The sequence below is a fragment of the Lichenicola sp. genome, assembly GCF_965198575.1.
Lineage (GTDB): Bacteria > Pseudomonadota > Alphaproteobacteria > Acetobacterales > Acetobacteraceae > Lichenicola.
In genome coordinates, this window is record NZ_OZ240671.1 from 2,124,333 (window position 1) to 2,139,868 (window position 15,536).

Here is a 15,536-nt window from a genome sequence, read left to right on the forward strand (position 1 = left end):
AGCTCGCTGGCCAGGGAGCTCCAAGGCGCCATCATGATGGGCACGCGACGACATGGGATATGCATTCTCCGCGGTCCGGTCAGGTAATCTGGCTCAATTCCCCGAATGAATGGTTAAGGGGCGCCGTCGGCACGGGAGAGATGCAGGCCGACCGGGCGGCTCAGCTCGACGGACCGGCGCCGTAGTGGCTGACTCCGATCAGCGTGATGGTGGTGCCGTCGGAAAGGCTGAGAATGGTGGAGCCGCCGAGCAAGTGCTGGGTGATCGGGCCGCTGTAGCCGATCGGATTGATCGTGTCGGTGCCGGTCTTGAAGCCGGAAATGACCGCGTTGCCGCCGCCGCTGCCGTTGATGATGTCGTACACGTCGGTGCCCAGCCCGCCGTAGATCCTGCTGGTGCCGGACTGGATGATGACGGTGTCGTTTCCCGGGCCCTCGGCCGCGTGCATGGTGCCGGTGCCGGTCCAGATCACGTCGTTGCCCTTGCCGCCCCAGACCGTGCTCTGGCCGGAGCCGCCGACGAATTCGACGCTGCCGGTGTCGGCCACCATGAGCGTGCTGCCGGCACCGCCGACCAGGGTGGTGGCACCCGTGCCGCCGAACAGGGTGTCGTCGCCGGCGCCGCCGAACATCGCGTTGCCGCGGCCCAACGCGTCGAGCTGGTCGTTGCCGCCGGTGCCGACGATCAGGTTGTTGCCGCCTGCATGGGCGAACACGGTGGCCTGGCCGGTGCCGGCAAAGACGGTCTCGTTGATCGTCGCGGTGATCCGGTTGGTGCCGGATCCGCCGGTGATGGTGTCGGAACCGGCGCTGCTGCCGACGATGGTGCTGTTGCCGGTGCCGCCATCGAGTTGGTCGTGCGAGGTGCCGCCCTGCAGGGTGGTGTTGCCGCCGCCCGCGGAGATCACGTTGCCGGCTCCCGACCCGCCCTGATAGAGCCCGCCGCCGCTGCCACCCAGCACCGTGAGGGTGCCGGTGCCGCCGGATACGGTGTTGGCGCCGCTGCCCGCGGTGAACAGCAGGCGGCCCGATCCGCCCGAGATCGTGACCGAGTTGGAGCCGGCGCTGATGGTGTCGTCGCCGCCCACGATCGAGACCTGGTCGGATCCCTGCAAGGTGAGGGCGTGGCTTTCCGACAGCAGGGTGATCTGGCTGGCGGTGAGGTCGGTGGTTGTGGTGGCGCTGTCTGTCTGGGCCACGGTGGCGAAATTCGGTTGCGCCGTGCCGGTGGCGGAGCCGGCCTCGCTGATGGTGCCGATCAGCGTCCCGGCATTGTCGTAGATGTTGCGGAGGGTCGAGGTCGGACTGATGCTCTGCAGCAGCAGGCCGGTGCCACCGGTGGTGTCGACGGACACATACTGGCCGGTGCTGTCGTACACGTGGGTCACGGTGGTGTCGGTGTCGGGCGGGCTGACTGCGACGGTGTAGCCGGCGTCGGCGTTGACGGTCACCGAAAGCACCGACGAGGACGGCGATACGGTGCCCGCGGGATCGGTCTCGGTGGCGGTCAGGGAATGGATGCCGACTGCGAGCGCCGTGGCGACCGTGAAGAAATAGACGCCGTTCGCGTCGGCCGTCGTGGTGCCCAGCAGCACCGCGCCGTCATGCAATGCGACCGTGGCGCCGGCGAGGGCGATGCCTGTGAGCTCGGGCGCGGCCGGACTGGTGCTGACGGCGACCTGCTCCAGGGTCGGGGCGATCGGCACCGTGCTGTCGATGATGAGGGCCAACGCCGTGGAGTTGGCAGAAACGTTGCCGGCCGTGTCGGTGCTGGTGGCGGTCAGGTCGTGGACGCCGTTGGAGAGTGCCTTCGCGATGAGGATCGACCAGGTGCCGTCGACACCGACGACGCCGGTTCCGATCGGGATGGCGCCCGGCAGGATGCTGCCGGCATACAGGGTGATCGTCTCGCCCACGATGCCGGTGCCGAGGATGGTGGGGGTGTTCACGTTGGTGACGCCGTCGCCGAGGGTGCCGCTGTCGCTGCCGCTCGCGAGTGCCAGTCTTGCAGGCGCCGCCGGGATCGCGGTGTCGATGACGACGCTGAACGGGGCCGAGGACGCGGAGACATTCCCGGCGACATCGGCGGTGGTGGCGGCCAGCACGTGGGTGCCGTCGGCCAGCGGGATCGTGGGCGTGATCACCCAGGTGCCGTTGCCGGCGACGACGGTGGTGCCGATGACGGTGGCGCCGTCGGACAGGATGATGGTCTCGCCCGCCGTGCCGGTGCCGGTGATGCTCGGCAGGGTAACGTTGGTGAGGTCGTCGCCGAGGGTGCCGCTGTCGCTGTTGGGCGCCAGGGCGAGGCCTGCCGGCGCGGTGGAGGCTACGCTGTCGATGGTCAGGCCGAGTTGTGCCGAGGCCGAGCCGCCGGATGCGGTGCCCGCCGCGTCGGTCTGGCGCACGGAGAGGTCGTGCGCGCCCTGCTCGAGCGGGGTCGTGGTGACGGACCAGATCCCACCCACGCCCACGACGCCGAAGCCAACCAGCGTGTTGCCGTCATAGACGGTGACGACATCGCCGTTCTCGCCGGTGCCGGTCAGGGTCGGGGTGGTGACGCTGGTGATATCGTCGCCCGGCGTGCCGGTGTCGCTGCCGGGCGCCAGCATGATGTCCGCGGGCGCTGCCGGCTGGTGCGAGTCGATGCTCAGCGACAAGGCCAGCGAGAACGCCGACACCGTGCCGGCAGCGTCCGTGGCGGTCGCGGTGAGGGTATGGACGCCGTCCACGAACGCGGTCTCGGGGGTTATCGACCAGGTGCCGTCATTGGCCACCACGGCGGTTCCGACTGCCGCCAGGCCATCATGGAGAGTGATGGTGTCGCCGATCGCGCCGGTGCCGGTGATCGCCGGATGGACCACGCTGGTAAGATTGTCGCCGACGGTTCCGCTGTCGCTGGCGGTGGCCAGGGCGAGGCCGACCGGCGCTGCGGGGACCGTGTCGTCGATGGTCAGCCCGAGCACCGCGGAGGCGGCCGAGACGTTGCCGGCAAGGTCGGTGCCGGTGGCGGTGAGCGCGTGCAGGCCGTTGCCGAGGGCGGCGGATGGGGCGACCGACCAGGTGCCGTTGCCGGCCACGGTGGTGGTGCCGACCAGGACGCCGCTGTCATAGAGCTGGATCGTGTCGCCCGCGGTGCCGACCCCGAGGATCGTCGGGTCGGTGGCACTGGTGAGGTTGTCGCCCGGTGTGCCGCTGTCGCTGAGTGGGGCCAGGGTCAGGGCGGTCGGGGCAGCGGAGGCCACGCTGTCGATCGTGACGCCGAGGATGGTCGAGGCGGGCGAGATGTTGCCGGCGATGTCGGTGGCGGTGACGGTCAGGCTGTGGGTGCCCTGGGTCAGTGCCGTCAGCGGGGTGATCGACCAGAAGCCGGTCTGGCCGACGATGGTGCTGCCGATCAGGGTGTTGCCGTCGGAGAGCCGGATGGTCTCGCCGGCCGGGCCGGTGCCGACGATCGCCGGACGGGTGACGTTGGTGATGCCGTCTCCGACGATGCCGCTGTCGCTGGCCGGCGCAAGCGACAGGTTGGCGATCGCCGAGGCCGAGGTGACGATCCCCAGTCCGAGCGCCGTGGATCCGAGGGACACGTTTCCGGCGGGATCGGTGGCGATGGCGCTGAGGCCGTGCACGCCATCGAGCAGCGGGCTCGCCAGCGTGACCGACCAGCCGCCGCCCGGGGCCACGGTCGCGGTGCCGACCGGGGTGAGGCCGTCGAGCAGCGTGATGAGGTCGCCCGGGGTGCCGGTGCCGGTGATGGTCGGCGTGGTCACGTTGGTGATGTCGTCGCCAGCGGTGCCGCTGTCGCTGCCCGGGGCCAGGGTCAGTCCGGTCGGTGCGGGAGGGACCAAGGTGTCGATGGTCAGGCCGAGTGTCGCGGAGGAGGTGGAGACGTTGCCGGCGGCGTCGGTGGTCGTGGCGGTCAGGTCGTGCGGGCCGTTGCCGAGGGCGGCGGTCAGCGTGACGGCCCAGGCGCCGCCGGGTGCGACCGTTGCGGTGCCGAGCAGGGTCTGGCCCTCGTACAGGCGGATCGTCTCACCGGCGGTGCCGAGGCCGGTGATGGTCGGGTGGGTGACGTTGGTGAGGTTGTCGCCGGGCGTGCCGCTGTCGCTGGGCGTGGCCAGGGTAAGGGCGGTCGGAGCAGGCGAGGCTGCCGTGTCGACGACCAGGTTCAGCGCCATGGAGCTGGCCGAGAGGTTGCCGGCGGCGTCGGTGGTGGTGGCGGTCAGGGCATGCGCGCCGGTGGCCAGGGCGATTTCGGGGGTGATCGTCCAGGCGCCACCAGGTGCCACCAGGGCGACGCCGATCAGGGTGTTGCCATCGTAGAGCCGGATGGTCTCGCCCGCTGTGCCGGTTCCGACGATCGCGGGCCGGGTCACGTTGGTGAGGCCGTCGCCGAGGGTGCCGCTGTCGCTGCCGAGGCCAAGGGCGAGGCTGCCTGGAGCGGCGGACGCGGTGGTGTCGATGGTCAGGCCGAGCGTGGCCGAGGCAGCGGATGTATTGCCCGCCGCGTCCGTGGTGGTGGCGGTGAGGCCGTGCAAGCCGGCGGTCAGTGCACCGGTGAGTGCCACCGACCAGGTGCCGTTCCCGAGCACGGCGGTGGTGCCGAGAAGCTGGTCGCCGTCGAACAGCCGGATGGTCTCGCCGACCGTGCCGTTGCCGGTGATGGTCGGGGTCGTGACGTTGGTGATGTGGTCGCCAAGGGTGCCGCTGTCGCTCCCGGTCGCCAGCGCCAGCGCGGTCGGGGCAGGGGACGCGTCGGTGTCGATGGTGAAGGTGTAGGGGGCCGACTGCGCCGAGACATTGCCTGCACTGTCGGTCTGGCTGGTGGTGATCGTGTAGGTGCCGGACGGGAGGGCGGTGCCCAGGGTCTTCGACCAGTTGCCGCCCCCGGCATTCGTCGTGGCGACAACGACGTTGTTCACGATCAGGGAAATGGTGTCACCCGGCGTGCCGGTGCCGATGAATTGCGGCCTGGAGACATTGGTGAGGTTGTCGCCGACGGTGCCGCTGTCGCTGGCGAGCGACAGGGACGGTGCGGCCGGGGTCGAGGGGGCGGGGCTGATGGTGAGCGCCAGGGCGGTCGATGCGGGGGCCGGGTCGCCCACGGGGTCGGTCTGGATCGCGGTCAGGCTGTGCGTGCCCACCGAAAGGACGCTGGTGGTGGCCGACCAGGTGCCGTCCTGCAGCACAATGGCGGTGCCGACCTGGGTGGTGCCGTCGAGCAGCACGACGGTGTCGCCGAAATGGCCGGTGCCGGTGATGGTCGGGGTGGTGGCGGTGGTGATGTCGTCGCCCTGTGTGCCGGTGTCGCTGGCGACCGCGAGCGTCAGGTCGGCGGCGGCATTCGGAACCGGGAGGATGATGACCGGAAGCGAGGTCGAGACCGGGCTCGGATTGCCGGCCGCGTCGTAGGCGATGGCGGTCAGGGTATGCGCGCCGGTGGACAGTGCGGTGGTGAGGATCGACCAGCTGGTCCCGAGACTCGGGATCGTCACGGTGCCGACCTGGGTGTTGCCGTCGAACACGATGATGGTCTGGCCGGCGATGCCGGTGCCGTTGATCCGCACGGCGGGGATGTCGGTGAACAGGTCGCCGAGGGTGCCGCTATCGGTCAGCGGCGACAATGTGAGGCCGGTAGGTGCTTGGGGCACCCCGGCAATGGCGATCGGCAGGGACGTGCTGCCGGACACGTTGCCGGCGGGGTCGGTCTGGGTTGCGGTCAGGGTGTGCGGACCCGTGCCCAGGACGGTCGTCGCAATGGACCAGGTGCCGTTCGACAGCACCGTGGCCGAGCCGAGCAGGGTGTCGCCCTCGCTCAGAGACACGGTGGCGCCGATCTCGCCGGTGCCGGTGATGACCGGCGTGGTGTCGTCGGTGTTGCCGTCGCCGAGGGTACCGCTGTCGGTGCCGGCGCTGATGGCCAGGGTGGCGGGGGCCAGGGGGGCGATGGTGTCGAGGGTGAAGGTCAGGCTGGCGGAGCCGGTGCCGCCCCCGTTGGTCTGGCTGGCGACGATGGTATGCGCGCCGTCGGCGAGACTTGTCGCGTACCTCCACTTGCCCTGTGCGTTGGTCGTGGTGGTGGCGAAGGAGGCGTTGTTCTCGCTGAGGGTGACGGTGCTGTTGGCAAGGCCGGTGCCGTCGAGGGTGCGGTTCGAGGTGATGCCGTCGGTGGGCGAACTGCCGGTATCCACGGCCAGGTGCTCGGTGACAGCCGGCACGCCGAGCGTCAGGGCGGTGCCACCGCCGGATGCGCCCAGGCTGAAGGCGACGCCCGGCGCGGTGACGAGATGCAGGGTCTCGCTGCTGGTGCCGCCGGCGGTGGCGACGGTGACCGTGTTGCCCGAGATGGTGACGGTGTCCGAGACGGCATAAGCCAAGTCGGACAGCACGATGGTATCGCCGGCGGAGAAGCCCGCGATCGTGTTGGTCGGCAGGTCCGCCGCGGTGAAGGCAAGCGTGGCAGGGCCGGCGAAGGTGATGGCGCCGCTGCCTGCCGCTCCCGCGGCGCCCAGCACCAGGGTGCCGGCCTCGAGGGTGGTGCCGCCGTTGTAGGTGTTGACAGCATTCAGGGTCACGGTGCCGAGCCCGTCGAGGACCAAGCTGCCGCTGCCGCCATAGCGGCCGTCGGACCCGTTCTCGTCGGCGATCACACCGGAGATCGTGAGCGTCGTGCTGACGGAGGGCGCCACGACCAGGCTCTCATCGCCCTGGAGGAAGATCGCGCCGCCATAAGCGAAGCCGCCCTGATATCCGGACCCGCCGCCGACGGCGCCGGCACCCAGGCTGCCGCCCTCGATGGTCAGGCTGCCGCCAGCCTGCACGAAGATGTCGCCACCCGCACCCAGGCCGCCACCTCCGACACCGCCGGTCGCGGGATTGGAGCCTCCGCTCTGGCCGTTCCCGCCACCGAACCCGCCGATTCGACCGCTGGTGCCGCCACCGCCACCACCGCCGAAGCCGCCGCCGCCGCCGCTGGAGTACTTGCCGCCGCCACCGCCGCCGCCGCCGAAGCCGCCAGGTTGGCCGTTCGAGTTGTTCGGTCCGCCAGCGCCGCCCCGGCCAAACGTGCCGGGCACACCGGTCAGGCCGCTGAGGCCGCCGACCCCCGGGGTGCCGAATTGGCTGGCCGCGCCGCCGGCACTCCCCAGGCCGCCACCGCCGCCGCCGGCGCCGCCCGGGCGAGAGTTGGAGAGCGAGGTGCTCCCGCCGAAGGCATCGTCGTTGCTGAAGCTGACATTGCTCGCGGTGACGGTGGCGCTCGCTGCGACGAACAGGCCGCCGCCGAGACCTGCACCACCGCCGCCGCCGTTGCCGCCAGCGCCCCCGACCGCGATCGCGTTCTGGATCGTGAGGTTCTGGATCGTGACGGTGCCGGCATAGACGAACAGCCCGCGATAGGAGTTGGCGCCGTCAAGCGTGTAGCCGTTGCCGTCGATGGTGACGTTGACGCCGTTGGCCAGGTTCAGCGCCATCGGGTTGGCGGTCTCGGTGATCGAGTGGGTGAAGGCGATCGTGTAGCTCTGGCCGCTGGTCGCGGTGTCGACGATGGCGATCGCCGCGTCCAGTTGGCCGGCGTTGGCGACGTCGATGACACCATTGGCGATGGTCAGGCCGAGGGGCGTGGAGGCGACGGAGACGTTGCCGGCAGGATCGAGCTGGGTCGCGGTGAGGCTGTAGCTGCCGTCGAGCAGTTGCACGGTGGGCGTGATCGACCAGCCGCCGCCGATTGCCACGGTGGCGGTGCCCAGCACCGTGGCGCCGCTATGCAGCGTGACGACGTCGCCTGCCGTGCCGGTGCCGACGATCGTCGGCAGGGTGACGTTGGTGATGCCGTCGCCAAGCGTGCCGCTGTCGGAGCCGACGCCGAGGCCGAGCGAACCGGGTGCGAGTGCCGATGTCTCGAGGGTGAAGGTCAGGCTGGCGGAGCCGGAGTGGTTGGTCCCGTCGGTGTCGGTGGCGACGATCGTCTGGGTGCCGTCGACGAGGCCCGCGCCGTTGTAGGTCCAGGCGCCCTGGGCGTTGGCGATGACGGTGGTGATGGTGCCGCCGCCGGAATAGCTCAGCACGACGAAGGCGCTGGGGTCGGCGGTGCCGGCGAGCAGTCGGCTGGAGGTGATGCCGTCGCTGGACGAGCTGCCGGTGTCGGAGACCAGCGTTTCGGTGACGACCGGGTTGAGAGCGAGGGTCACGGCGGTGCCATTGCCTGACGCGGCCAGGTGGAAGCGGTTGTTCTGCTGGCCCGACAGGGTGAAGCTGTCGTGGACGCCGCCGATGGTCGAGACGGTGACGACGTTGCCGGACAGGGTAACGGTGTCGCTCGCGGCATAGGCGAGATCGGACAGGACGATCGCGTCGCCGATGGAGAAGCCGGCGATGGTGTTGGTGGGGGCGTTGGCTCCGGTGAATTGCAGGGTCGCGACGTCCGAGGGCGCGAAGGTGATCGCGCCGCTGCCGGCGGCTCCCACTGCGCCGAGGATCAGGGTTCCGGCGTCCAGGGTGGTGCCGCCGGTGTAGGTGTCGAGGGCGCCAAGCGTCACAGTGCCGAGGCCATTGACGACAAGTCCACCGGCGCCGGTGCCGCCGGACCCGGTCTGGTCAGCGATCGCCCCGGAGATGGTGAGCGTGGTGCTGATCCGAGGCGCCAGGACCAGACTCTCATTGCCCTGGAGGAAGATCGCGCCGCCATAAGCGGAGCCGGCGACGTTGCCCGTCCCGCCCTGGACCAGTGCCGAACCGAGGCTGCCGCCCTCGATGGTGAGGCTACCTCCGGCCTGCACGAAGATGTCGCCACCCGCCGCGAGGCCGCCGCCGCCCTGGCCGCCGATATTGAGTCCGCCGTCCGCGCCGCCGCCGGCGCCGAACCCAGCGCCGCCTCCGGCGCCGCCGCTGCCGCCCCCGCCATCAGAGCTGCCGCCGCCGCCGCCGCCGCCGCCGCCGCCGCCAAATCCGCCGCCGCCACCTGCGGAGCCGTAGGCGCCGGCGGTGCCCCCGCCCCCGCCGCCCCCGCCGCCGCCGCCGAAGCCGCCACCCAGGCCGACGGTGTTTGTGCCGCCGCCGTCGCCGCCGTTGCCGTACGTGACCGACACGCCGGTCAGGCCGCTTCCGCCACCGGCGCCGGGTGCACCGGATTGGCCGCTTGGTGGGCTCCCGCCTCCACCGCCGAGCCCGCCGCCGCCACCGCCGCCGGCACCGACCGTCGTTACATTCGACAGGGCGGCGCCTCCGAGGGCTGCGGCGCCGCTGAAGCTGACATTGTTCGTTGTGACGGTGCCACCTGCCGCGACGAACAGGCCGCCGCCAAGACCCGCACCGCCGCCACCGCCACTGGCTCCGGCGCCTCCGGCCGCGACGGCGTTCTGGATGGTGAGGTTCTGGATCGTGACGGTGCCGGCATAGACGAACAGCCCGCGATAGGAGTTGGCGGCATTGAGCGCAAAGTCGCCGCCGTCGATGGTGACATTGACGCCGTTGGCCAGGTTCAGCGCCATCGGGTTGGCGGTCTCGGTGATCGAGTGGGTGAAGGCGATGGTGTAGCTCTGGCCAGTGGTCGCCGCGTCGACGATGGCGATCGCCGCGTCCAGTTGGCCGGCGTTGGCGACGTCGATGACGCCACCGGCGATGGTCAGGCCGAGGGGCGTGGAGGCGACGGAGACGTTGCCTGCAGGATCGAGCTGGGTCGCGGTGAGGCTGTAGCTGCCGTCGAGCAGCGGCGTCGTAGGCGCGATCGACCAGCCGCCGCCGACTGCCACGGTGGCGGTGCCCAGCACCGTGGCGCCGCTATGCAGCGTGACGACGTCGCCTGCCGTGCCGGTGCCGACGATCGTCGGCAGGGTGACGTTGGTGATGTGGTCGCCGAGGGTGCCGCTATCGGAGCCGACGCCGAGGCCGAGCGAACCGGGTGCGAGTGCCGAGGTCTCGAGGGTGAAGGTCAGGCTGGCGGAGCCGGAGTGGTTGGTCCCGTCGGTGTCGGTGGCGACGATCGTCTGGGTGCCGTCGACGAGCCCCGCGCCGTTGTAGTTCCAGGCGCCCTGGGCGTTGGCGATGACGGTGGTGATGGTGCCGCCGCCGGAATAGCTCAGCACGACGGAGGCATTGGGGTCGGCGGTGCCGGCGAGCAGTCGGCTGGAGGTGATGCCGTCGCTGGACGAGCTGCCGGTGTCGGAGACCAGGGTTTCGGTGACGACCGGGTTGAGAGCGAGCGTCACGGCGGTGCCATTGCCTGACGCGGCCAGGTGGAAGCGGTTGTTCTGCTGGCCCGACAGGGTGAAGCTGTCGTGGACGCCGCCGATGGTCGAGACGGTGACGACGTTGCCGGACAGGGTAACGGTGTCGCTCGCGGCATAGGCGAGATCGGACAGGACGATCGCGTCGCCGATGGAGAAGCCGGCGATGGTGTTGGTGGGCGCGTTGGCTCCGGTGAATTGCAGGGTCGCGACGTCCGAGGGCGCGAAGGTGATTGCGCCGCTGCCGGCGGCTCCCACTGCGCCGAGGATCAGGGTTCCGGCGTCCAGGGTGGTGCCGCCGATGTAGGTGTCGGTGGCGCCCAGCGTCACCGTGCCAAGCCCGTTGATGATCAGGCCGCCTCTGCCGATGCCCTCAAAGCCGTTCTGGTCGGCGATCGCACCGGAGACGGTGAGCGTGGTGCTGACCGCCGGTGCCAGGACCAGGCTCTCGTAGCCCTGGAGGAAGATCGCGCCGCCATAGGCCGAACCGGCAATAGATCCTGCGCCCCCTGCCACGGTTCCGTTGCCGAGGCTGCCGCCCTCGATGGTCAGGCTGCCGCCCTGCTGGACGAAGATGTCGCCACCGGCGCCGAGGCCGCCGCCGCCCTGGCCTCCCACGCCGCCCGTGTTGCCTGAGTGGCCATGTCCACCACCGAATCCGCCGGAGCCGCCGCCGCCGGCTGAGCCCATGATCCCGCCGCCGCCGCCGCCGCCGCCGCCGAACCCGCCGCTGCCGCCGTACGCGGAGCCGCCGGCAGCGCCGCCGCCGCCGCCGAACCCGCCGGAGCCGCCGCCGCCACTACTACCTTGGGCACCGCCGTTGCCGCCCATGCCAAAGGAACCGGCCGGTAAACCGGTCAGGCCGGTGCCTCCAGCGGCGCCCCCGGCCGCGCCAACGATCGTGCCGCCCGCGCCGCCCAGGCCGCCGCCGCCACCACCGGCGCCATTGCCCCAGGCAGTGGCGAGGGCCTCGCCGCCCTTGGCTGAGTCATTGACGAAGCTGACATTGCTGGTGGTGACGGTGGCGCCCGCTGCCACCAACAGACCAGCACCGAGACCGGCACCGCCGCCGCCGCCATCGCTGCCGGTACCGCCCTGGGCAAGAGAGTTCTCGATTGTGAGGTTCTGGATCGTGACGCTGCCGGCATAGACGAACAGCCCGCGATAGGCGCCGGAACCGTTGAGCAGATAGCCGCCGCCATCGACGGTGACGTTGACGCCGCTGGCCAGGTTCAGCGCCATCGGGTTGGTGCTCTCGGTGATCGTCTGGGTGAAGGCGATCGTGTAGCTCTGGCCGCTGGTGGCGGCATCGACCGTCTGGATCGCGGCGTTCAGGTCGCCGATGTTGGCAACATCGATGATGCCGCCGGCGATGGTGAGCGCCAGCGGCGGGGAGGCGGCCGAGACGTTGCCGGCGATATCGGCCTCGGTCGTGGTGAGGCTGTAGCTGCCGTCGAGCAATGGCGTGGTCGGCGTGATCGACCAGCCGCCGCCGACTGCCACGGTGGCGGTGCCCAGCGCCGTGGCGCCGCTATGCAGCGTGACGATGTCGCCGGCGGTTCCGGTGCCGACGATGGCCGGCCGCATGATGTTGGTGATGCCGTCACCGAGCGTGCCGCTGTCGCTGCCGGACGCAATCGTCGGGGCGGCTGGCGTAGCCGGGGGCGTGGCGTCGATGGTCAGCGACAGGCCCGGGGAGGATGCCGATGCGCCGCCCGTGTTGGTTTCCGTCGTGGTGAGGCTGTAGGTGCCGTCGGCAAGCGAGGGGGACACGTGGATCGACCAGGTGCCGCCAGCGATGGTTGCGGTGCCGATGGCGGTGACGCCGCCGTTCTCGAACAGACTGACGGTGTCGCCGGTCGTTCCGGTGCCGGTGATTGTCGGCGTCGTGACGTTGGTGATGTGGTCGCCGAGGGTCCCGCTATCGGAGGCCGTCGCCAGGACCGGTGCTGCCGGCGTGGCGGGGACTGCGGGAAGGTTCGACCAGGTCAGCCCGGTGAGTGGGACGACCTCCAGCGGGATGCCGCCGACACCGCCGGGGACGGCGAGCGTGCCGACCGTGCTGCCGTTGATCGTGCCCAGCGTGGCGCCGGTGCCGTTCGAGTAGTAGAGGGTGCTGCCCATCACGAACAGCTGCGATCCACTGATGCTCGAGGCGACGATTGTCGCGGCGCCCCCGGTGCTCTTGTAAAGGTTCGACTGCTGGGTGCTTGGATCGCTCGAGAAGAAATAGACGGCGCTGTTGTAAACCACCGGCGTGAAATTCTGCGCGCCGATCGAGCCCAGCACCAGGGTCGCGACGTTGCTGGTCGAGAGGCTGTAGATGCCGTTGTTGTTGGCAAGGTAGAAAAGTGAGCCGTTTGCAACGATCGGGTTCCTGCCGGGGGATCCGTCAAATTGGTATTCGCCGGTTGTGCCGACGTTGGTCGCGCTGTTGCTGAGCGATGCAAGGGAGGTCAGTTCCTCCATCGTCTGTTGGCCGGATCCGAAATAGATGTGATCGTTAAATGCGATCAACGAGCCGTTGACGGTTCCGGCGGCCGCGACACCGCTGGCGGTCGGCGCAAGATTGTAGATCTCGGTGACCGTCGACCCGTTGTACGAGTAGATCGCCTCCGGACCTGAGGTGGTGGCCGCCTCGAAATAAAGTGTGCCGTCCAGGGTCACGAAGCTGGTCGGATCGTAGCCGCCGTTCGGTGTTACCGGCTGCACGATCGCATGGGTCGTCGGATTGTAGATTGCCAGGGTTGCGGTATCGTTGAAACCGTCGGTATTGCTGGCAAGGGTCGCTTCCGAAAAGATGACGTTCCCTGCATAGGTCGTGAGCGGGTATGGATTGACCGTCGTCGTATAGGATGACGCGTTGAAGACGTAGTTGTTCGAGGATGTGACCTGGGTGACCGCCGTTCCGTTATAGCTCCAGAGCGCCGAAGTGTTTCCTGTCGCATCAGCCATCACGAGATATGTCGTGGTTCCGAGCGGCGTGGCGGACAGAGAACTATAGATGCTGTCGTCAGAGAATACCGGACTCGAGCTTCCATCCGCCACCATATAGGTGCCCTGCACCGTCCCGTCGGTCGCGATGAGGGTGGAGCCGTCCTGGCTGGTGAAAAGCAGGCTCGAAGAAGTCATGGCCAGGTCTTCCTTGTGTCGCCCATGAAGCCGGGCCGTCGTGCAGATGGACCTCGCTGCGGGCCCGGGCGATCGATTACGTGTCGGTTACGTAACATTCAGGCAACCGGATAACACCGCGGCGCTGCCGGGAGCAACAGCATATTGACGGCGTACTAACGGAATGTTACCACCTGCCGGTGCAGCGTAGTTGTGTCAGATGAGCCACGCCGAGAGTCTGCTTCCGACGGCCGAGGCGCATTATCGTGCGGGCGCCTATGCCCAGGCTGTGTCGGTGCTGGAACCTCTGGCGTCGGATGTCGCGCCCTTGCCGGACGTCCTGCGGATTTTCGGACTGTGTCGGTTGCGGCAAGGCGAACCGTCGGAGGCGATCGACCTGCTTGCGCGCGCCCACGCGCTGGCCCCGAACGATCCATGGTGCAGGCTGCATTACGGCATCGCTCTGCAATCGGTAGGGCGGCACCTCGAGGCGGCGTCGATGTTCCGGTCCTGCCAGGCATTGCTTCCGGATGATCCAGCACCACCCTTGAACTTATGCTCGTCGCTGCTCGGCCTCGGGGACGTCCGCGGCGCATTGCGCGCCGCACGCAAGGCACGCGCCCGTGCGCCTGGCCTAGCGCAAGCGCACTACATGCTCGGACTTGCCGATCTGGCAGGCGATCTCTTCGACCGGGCGAGCGTGTCGTTCCGGGAGGCGACACGGCTTTCACCCGGTTTTGCGGAAGCGTGGCTCAATCTTGGAGTTGCCCAGTACCGATCCGGAAACATCGAGGCCGCGAAACGGTCGATGCGAGCAGCGTTGCATGCCGATCCGGATAATCATGCCGCGGCCAGCAATCTCGGCGGTTTCATGCGACTGAGCGGCGAGTCCGAGGCAAGCGAAAACCTGCTTGGAGCGCTCATTAAACGCAAACCAGATTTCCCCGGCGCACGGCTTAACCTCGCGGCCGACCTGCTGCAAGAGGATCGCGCGACCGAAGCGCTGGCCCTGCTGGAAGGAGCCGGTCCGGGCGATGCGATGGTGCGCCAGCACTGGATGCTGCAGCGGGCGCTGGCCCTGATCAGCCTGGGCCGGTTGACCGATGCGCATGCCGAACTCGACGCCATCGGCACCGTATCGCCGGCGCTCGCACCGCTGCTGCATTGGCGCCTGGCCCGGCTGGCGATGGCGGAGGGCGAGACGGACCGGGCGCGCCTGCATGCTGGCGCGATGGAGGCCGCCATGCAGACGGCTGGCGCGTCGATGCTCCCCGAGCACGGCATCATGACGCACTACGATCTCGCCCGCTTCTGGGCGCAGCTCCGCGAGCCGGACCGGGCATTTCCGCATTGGGTGGCCGGGCATCGGAAGCTCAGCCGGTTCCAGCCGTTTTCCCGCACGGCGCATGCCGACCTGGTCGATGCCACGATCGCGAGGTTCGACCAGGTGCGGCTCCGGCATGGCCAGATCGCCACCAACAGGGACCCCTCGCCGGTGTTCGTGGTCGGCATGCCCCGGTCCGGGACCACCCTGATCGAGCAGATCCTGGCAGCACATCGCGACGTCCATGGTGCCGGTGAACGGAGCGCGCTGGCCGACATGCAAGCCACGCTCGGCGCTCATCCGGATAAACTCGATACTGCGCAACTGGACGCCGTGGCCGCGGACTATCTTCGCGAACTCCACGCGCTGGCACCATCGGCCGGCAGGATCGTCGACAAGATGCCGGGAAATGTCCTTCATCTTGGCCTGGTGGCGTTGATGCTGCCTGCAGCCCGGATCATTTCCTGCGACCGCGATCCACGCGATATCGGGCTTTCGATCTTCACGTTCCGGTTCTACGGCCATCATCCCTACGCGCACGACCTGGCCGATCTCGGCTGGTATATCGGCCAGCATCGCAGGCTCATGGCGCACTGGCAGGCTGTGCTGCCGAACCCGGTCATGACGGTGCGGCTAGCCGACTGGGTGGATGACTTTCCGGGGACATTGAGCCGGGTGCTGAAGTTTCTCGACCTGCCGCATGATCCGAACTGCGAGACGTTTCATGAGTTGGAGCGCCGCGTGCGGACGGTGAGCCGCGCCCAGGTGCGCCAGCCGATCAGCGCGCGTGGCATCGGTCGCTGGCGTGAGTACGCTACCCACCTGGAGCCGCTGATCGCCTCGCTCGAGGAATCAGGGGTGCTTCGGGACTACGAGCTGTAA

2 protein-coding genes are annotated in these 15,536 nt (G+C 69.3%); one reads left to right on the top strand and one right to left on the bottom strand.

Annotated elements, in window-relative coordinates:
- Positions 1 to 160: 160 nt before the first annotated feature.
- Positions 161 to 13,351 (bottom strand): beta strand repeat-containing protein, encoded by a 13,191-nt coding sequence (locus tag ACOEQ2_RS09780; RefSeq protein WP_419727803.1) that lies wholly within the window; start codon positions 13,349 to 13,351, stop codon positions 161 to 163.
- A 199-nt stretch (positions 13,352 to 13,550) separates the two neighbouring features.
- On the opposite strand from ACOEQ2_RS09780, the gene ACOEQ2_RS09785 reads away from it, so the two are divergent.
- Positions 13,551 to 15,536: a tetratricopeptide repeat-containing sulfotransferase family protein gene (locus tag ACOEQ2_RS09785; protein WP_419727804.1), complete on the top strand. Its 1,986-nt coding sequence runs from the start codon at positions 13,551 to 13,553 to the stop codon at positions 15,534 to 15,536.

Coding starts and splice junctions, on each gene's coding strand:
- ACOEQ2_RS09780 (WP_419727803.1), bottom strand. CDS start 13,351: ATGACTTCTTCGAGCCTGCTTTTCACCAGCCAGGACGGCTCCACCCTC.
- ACOEQ2_RS09785 (WP_419727804.1), top strand. CDS start 13,551: ATGAGCCACGCCGAGAGTCTGCTTCCGACGGCCGAGGCGCATTATCGT.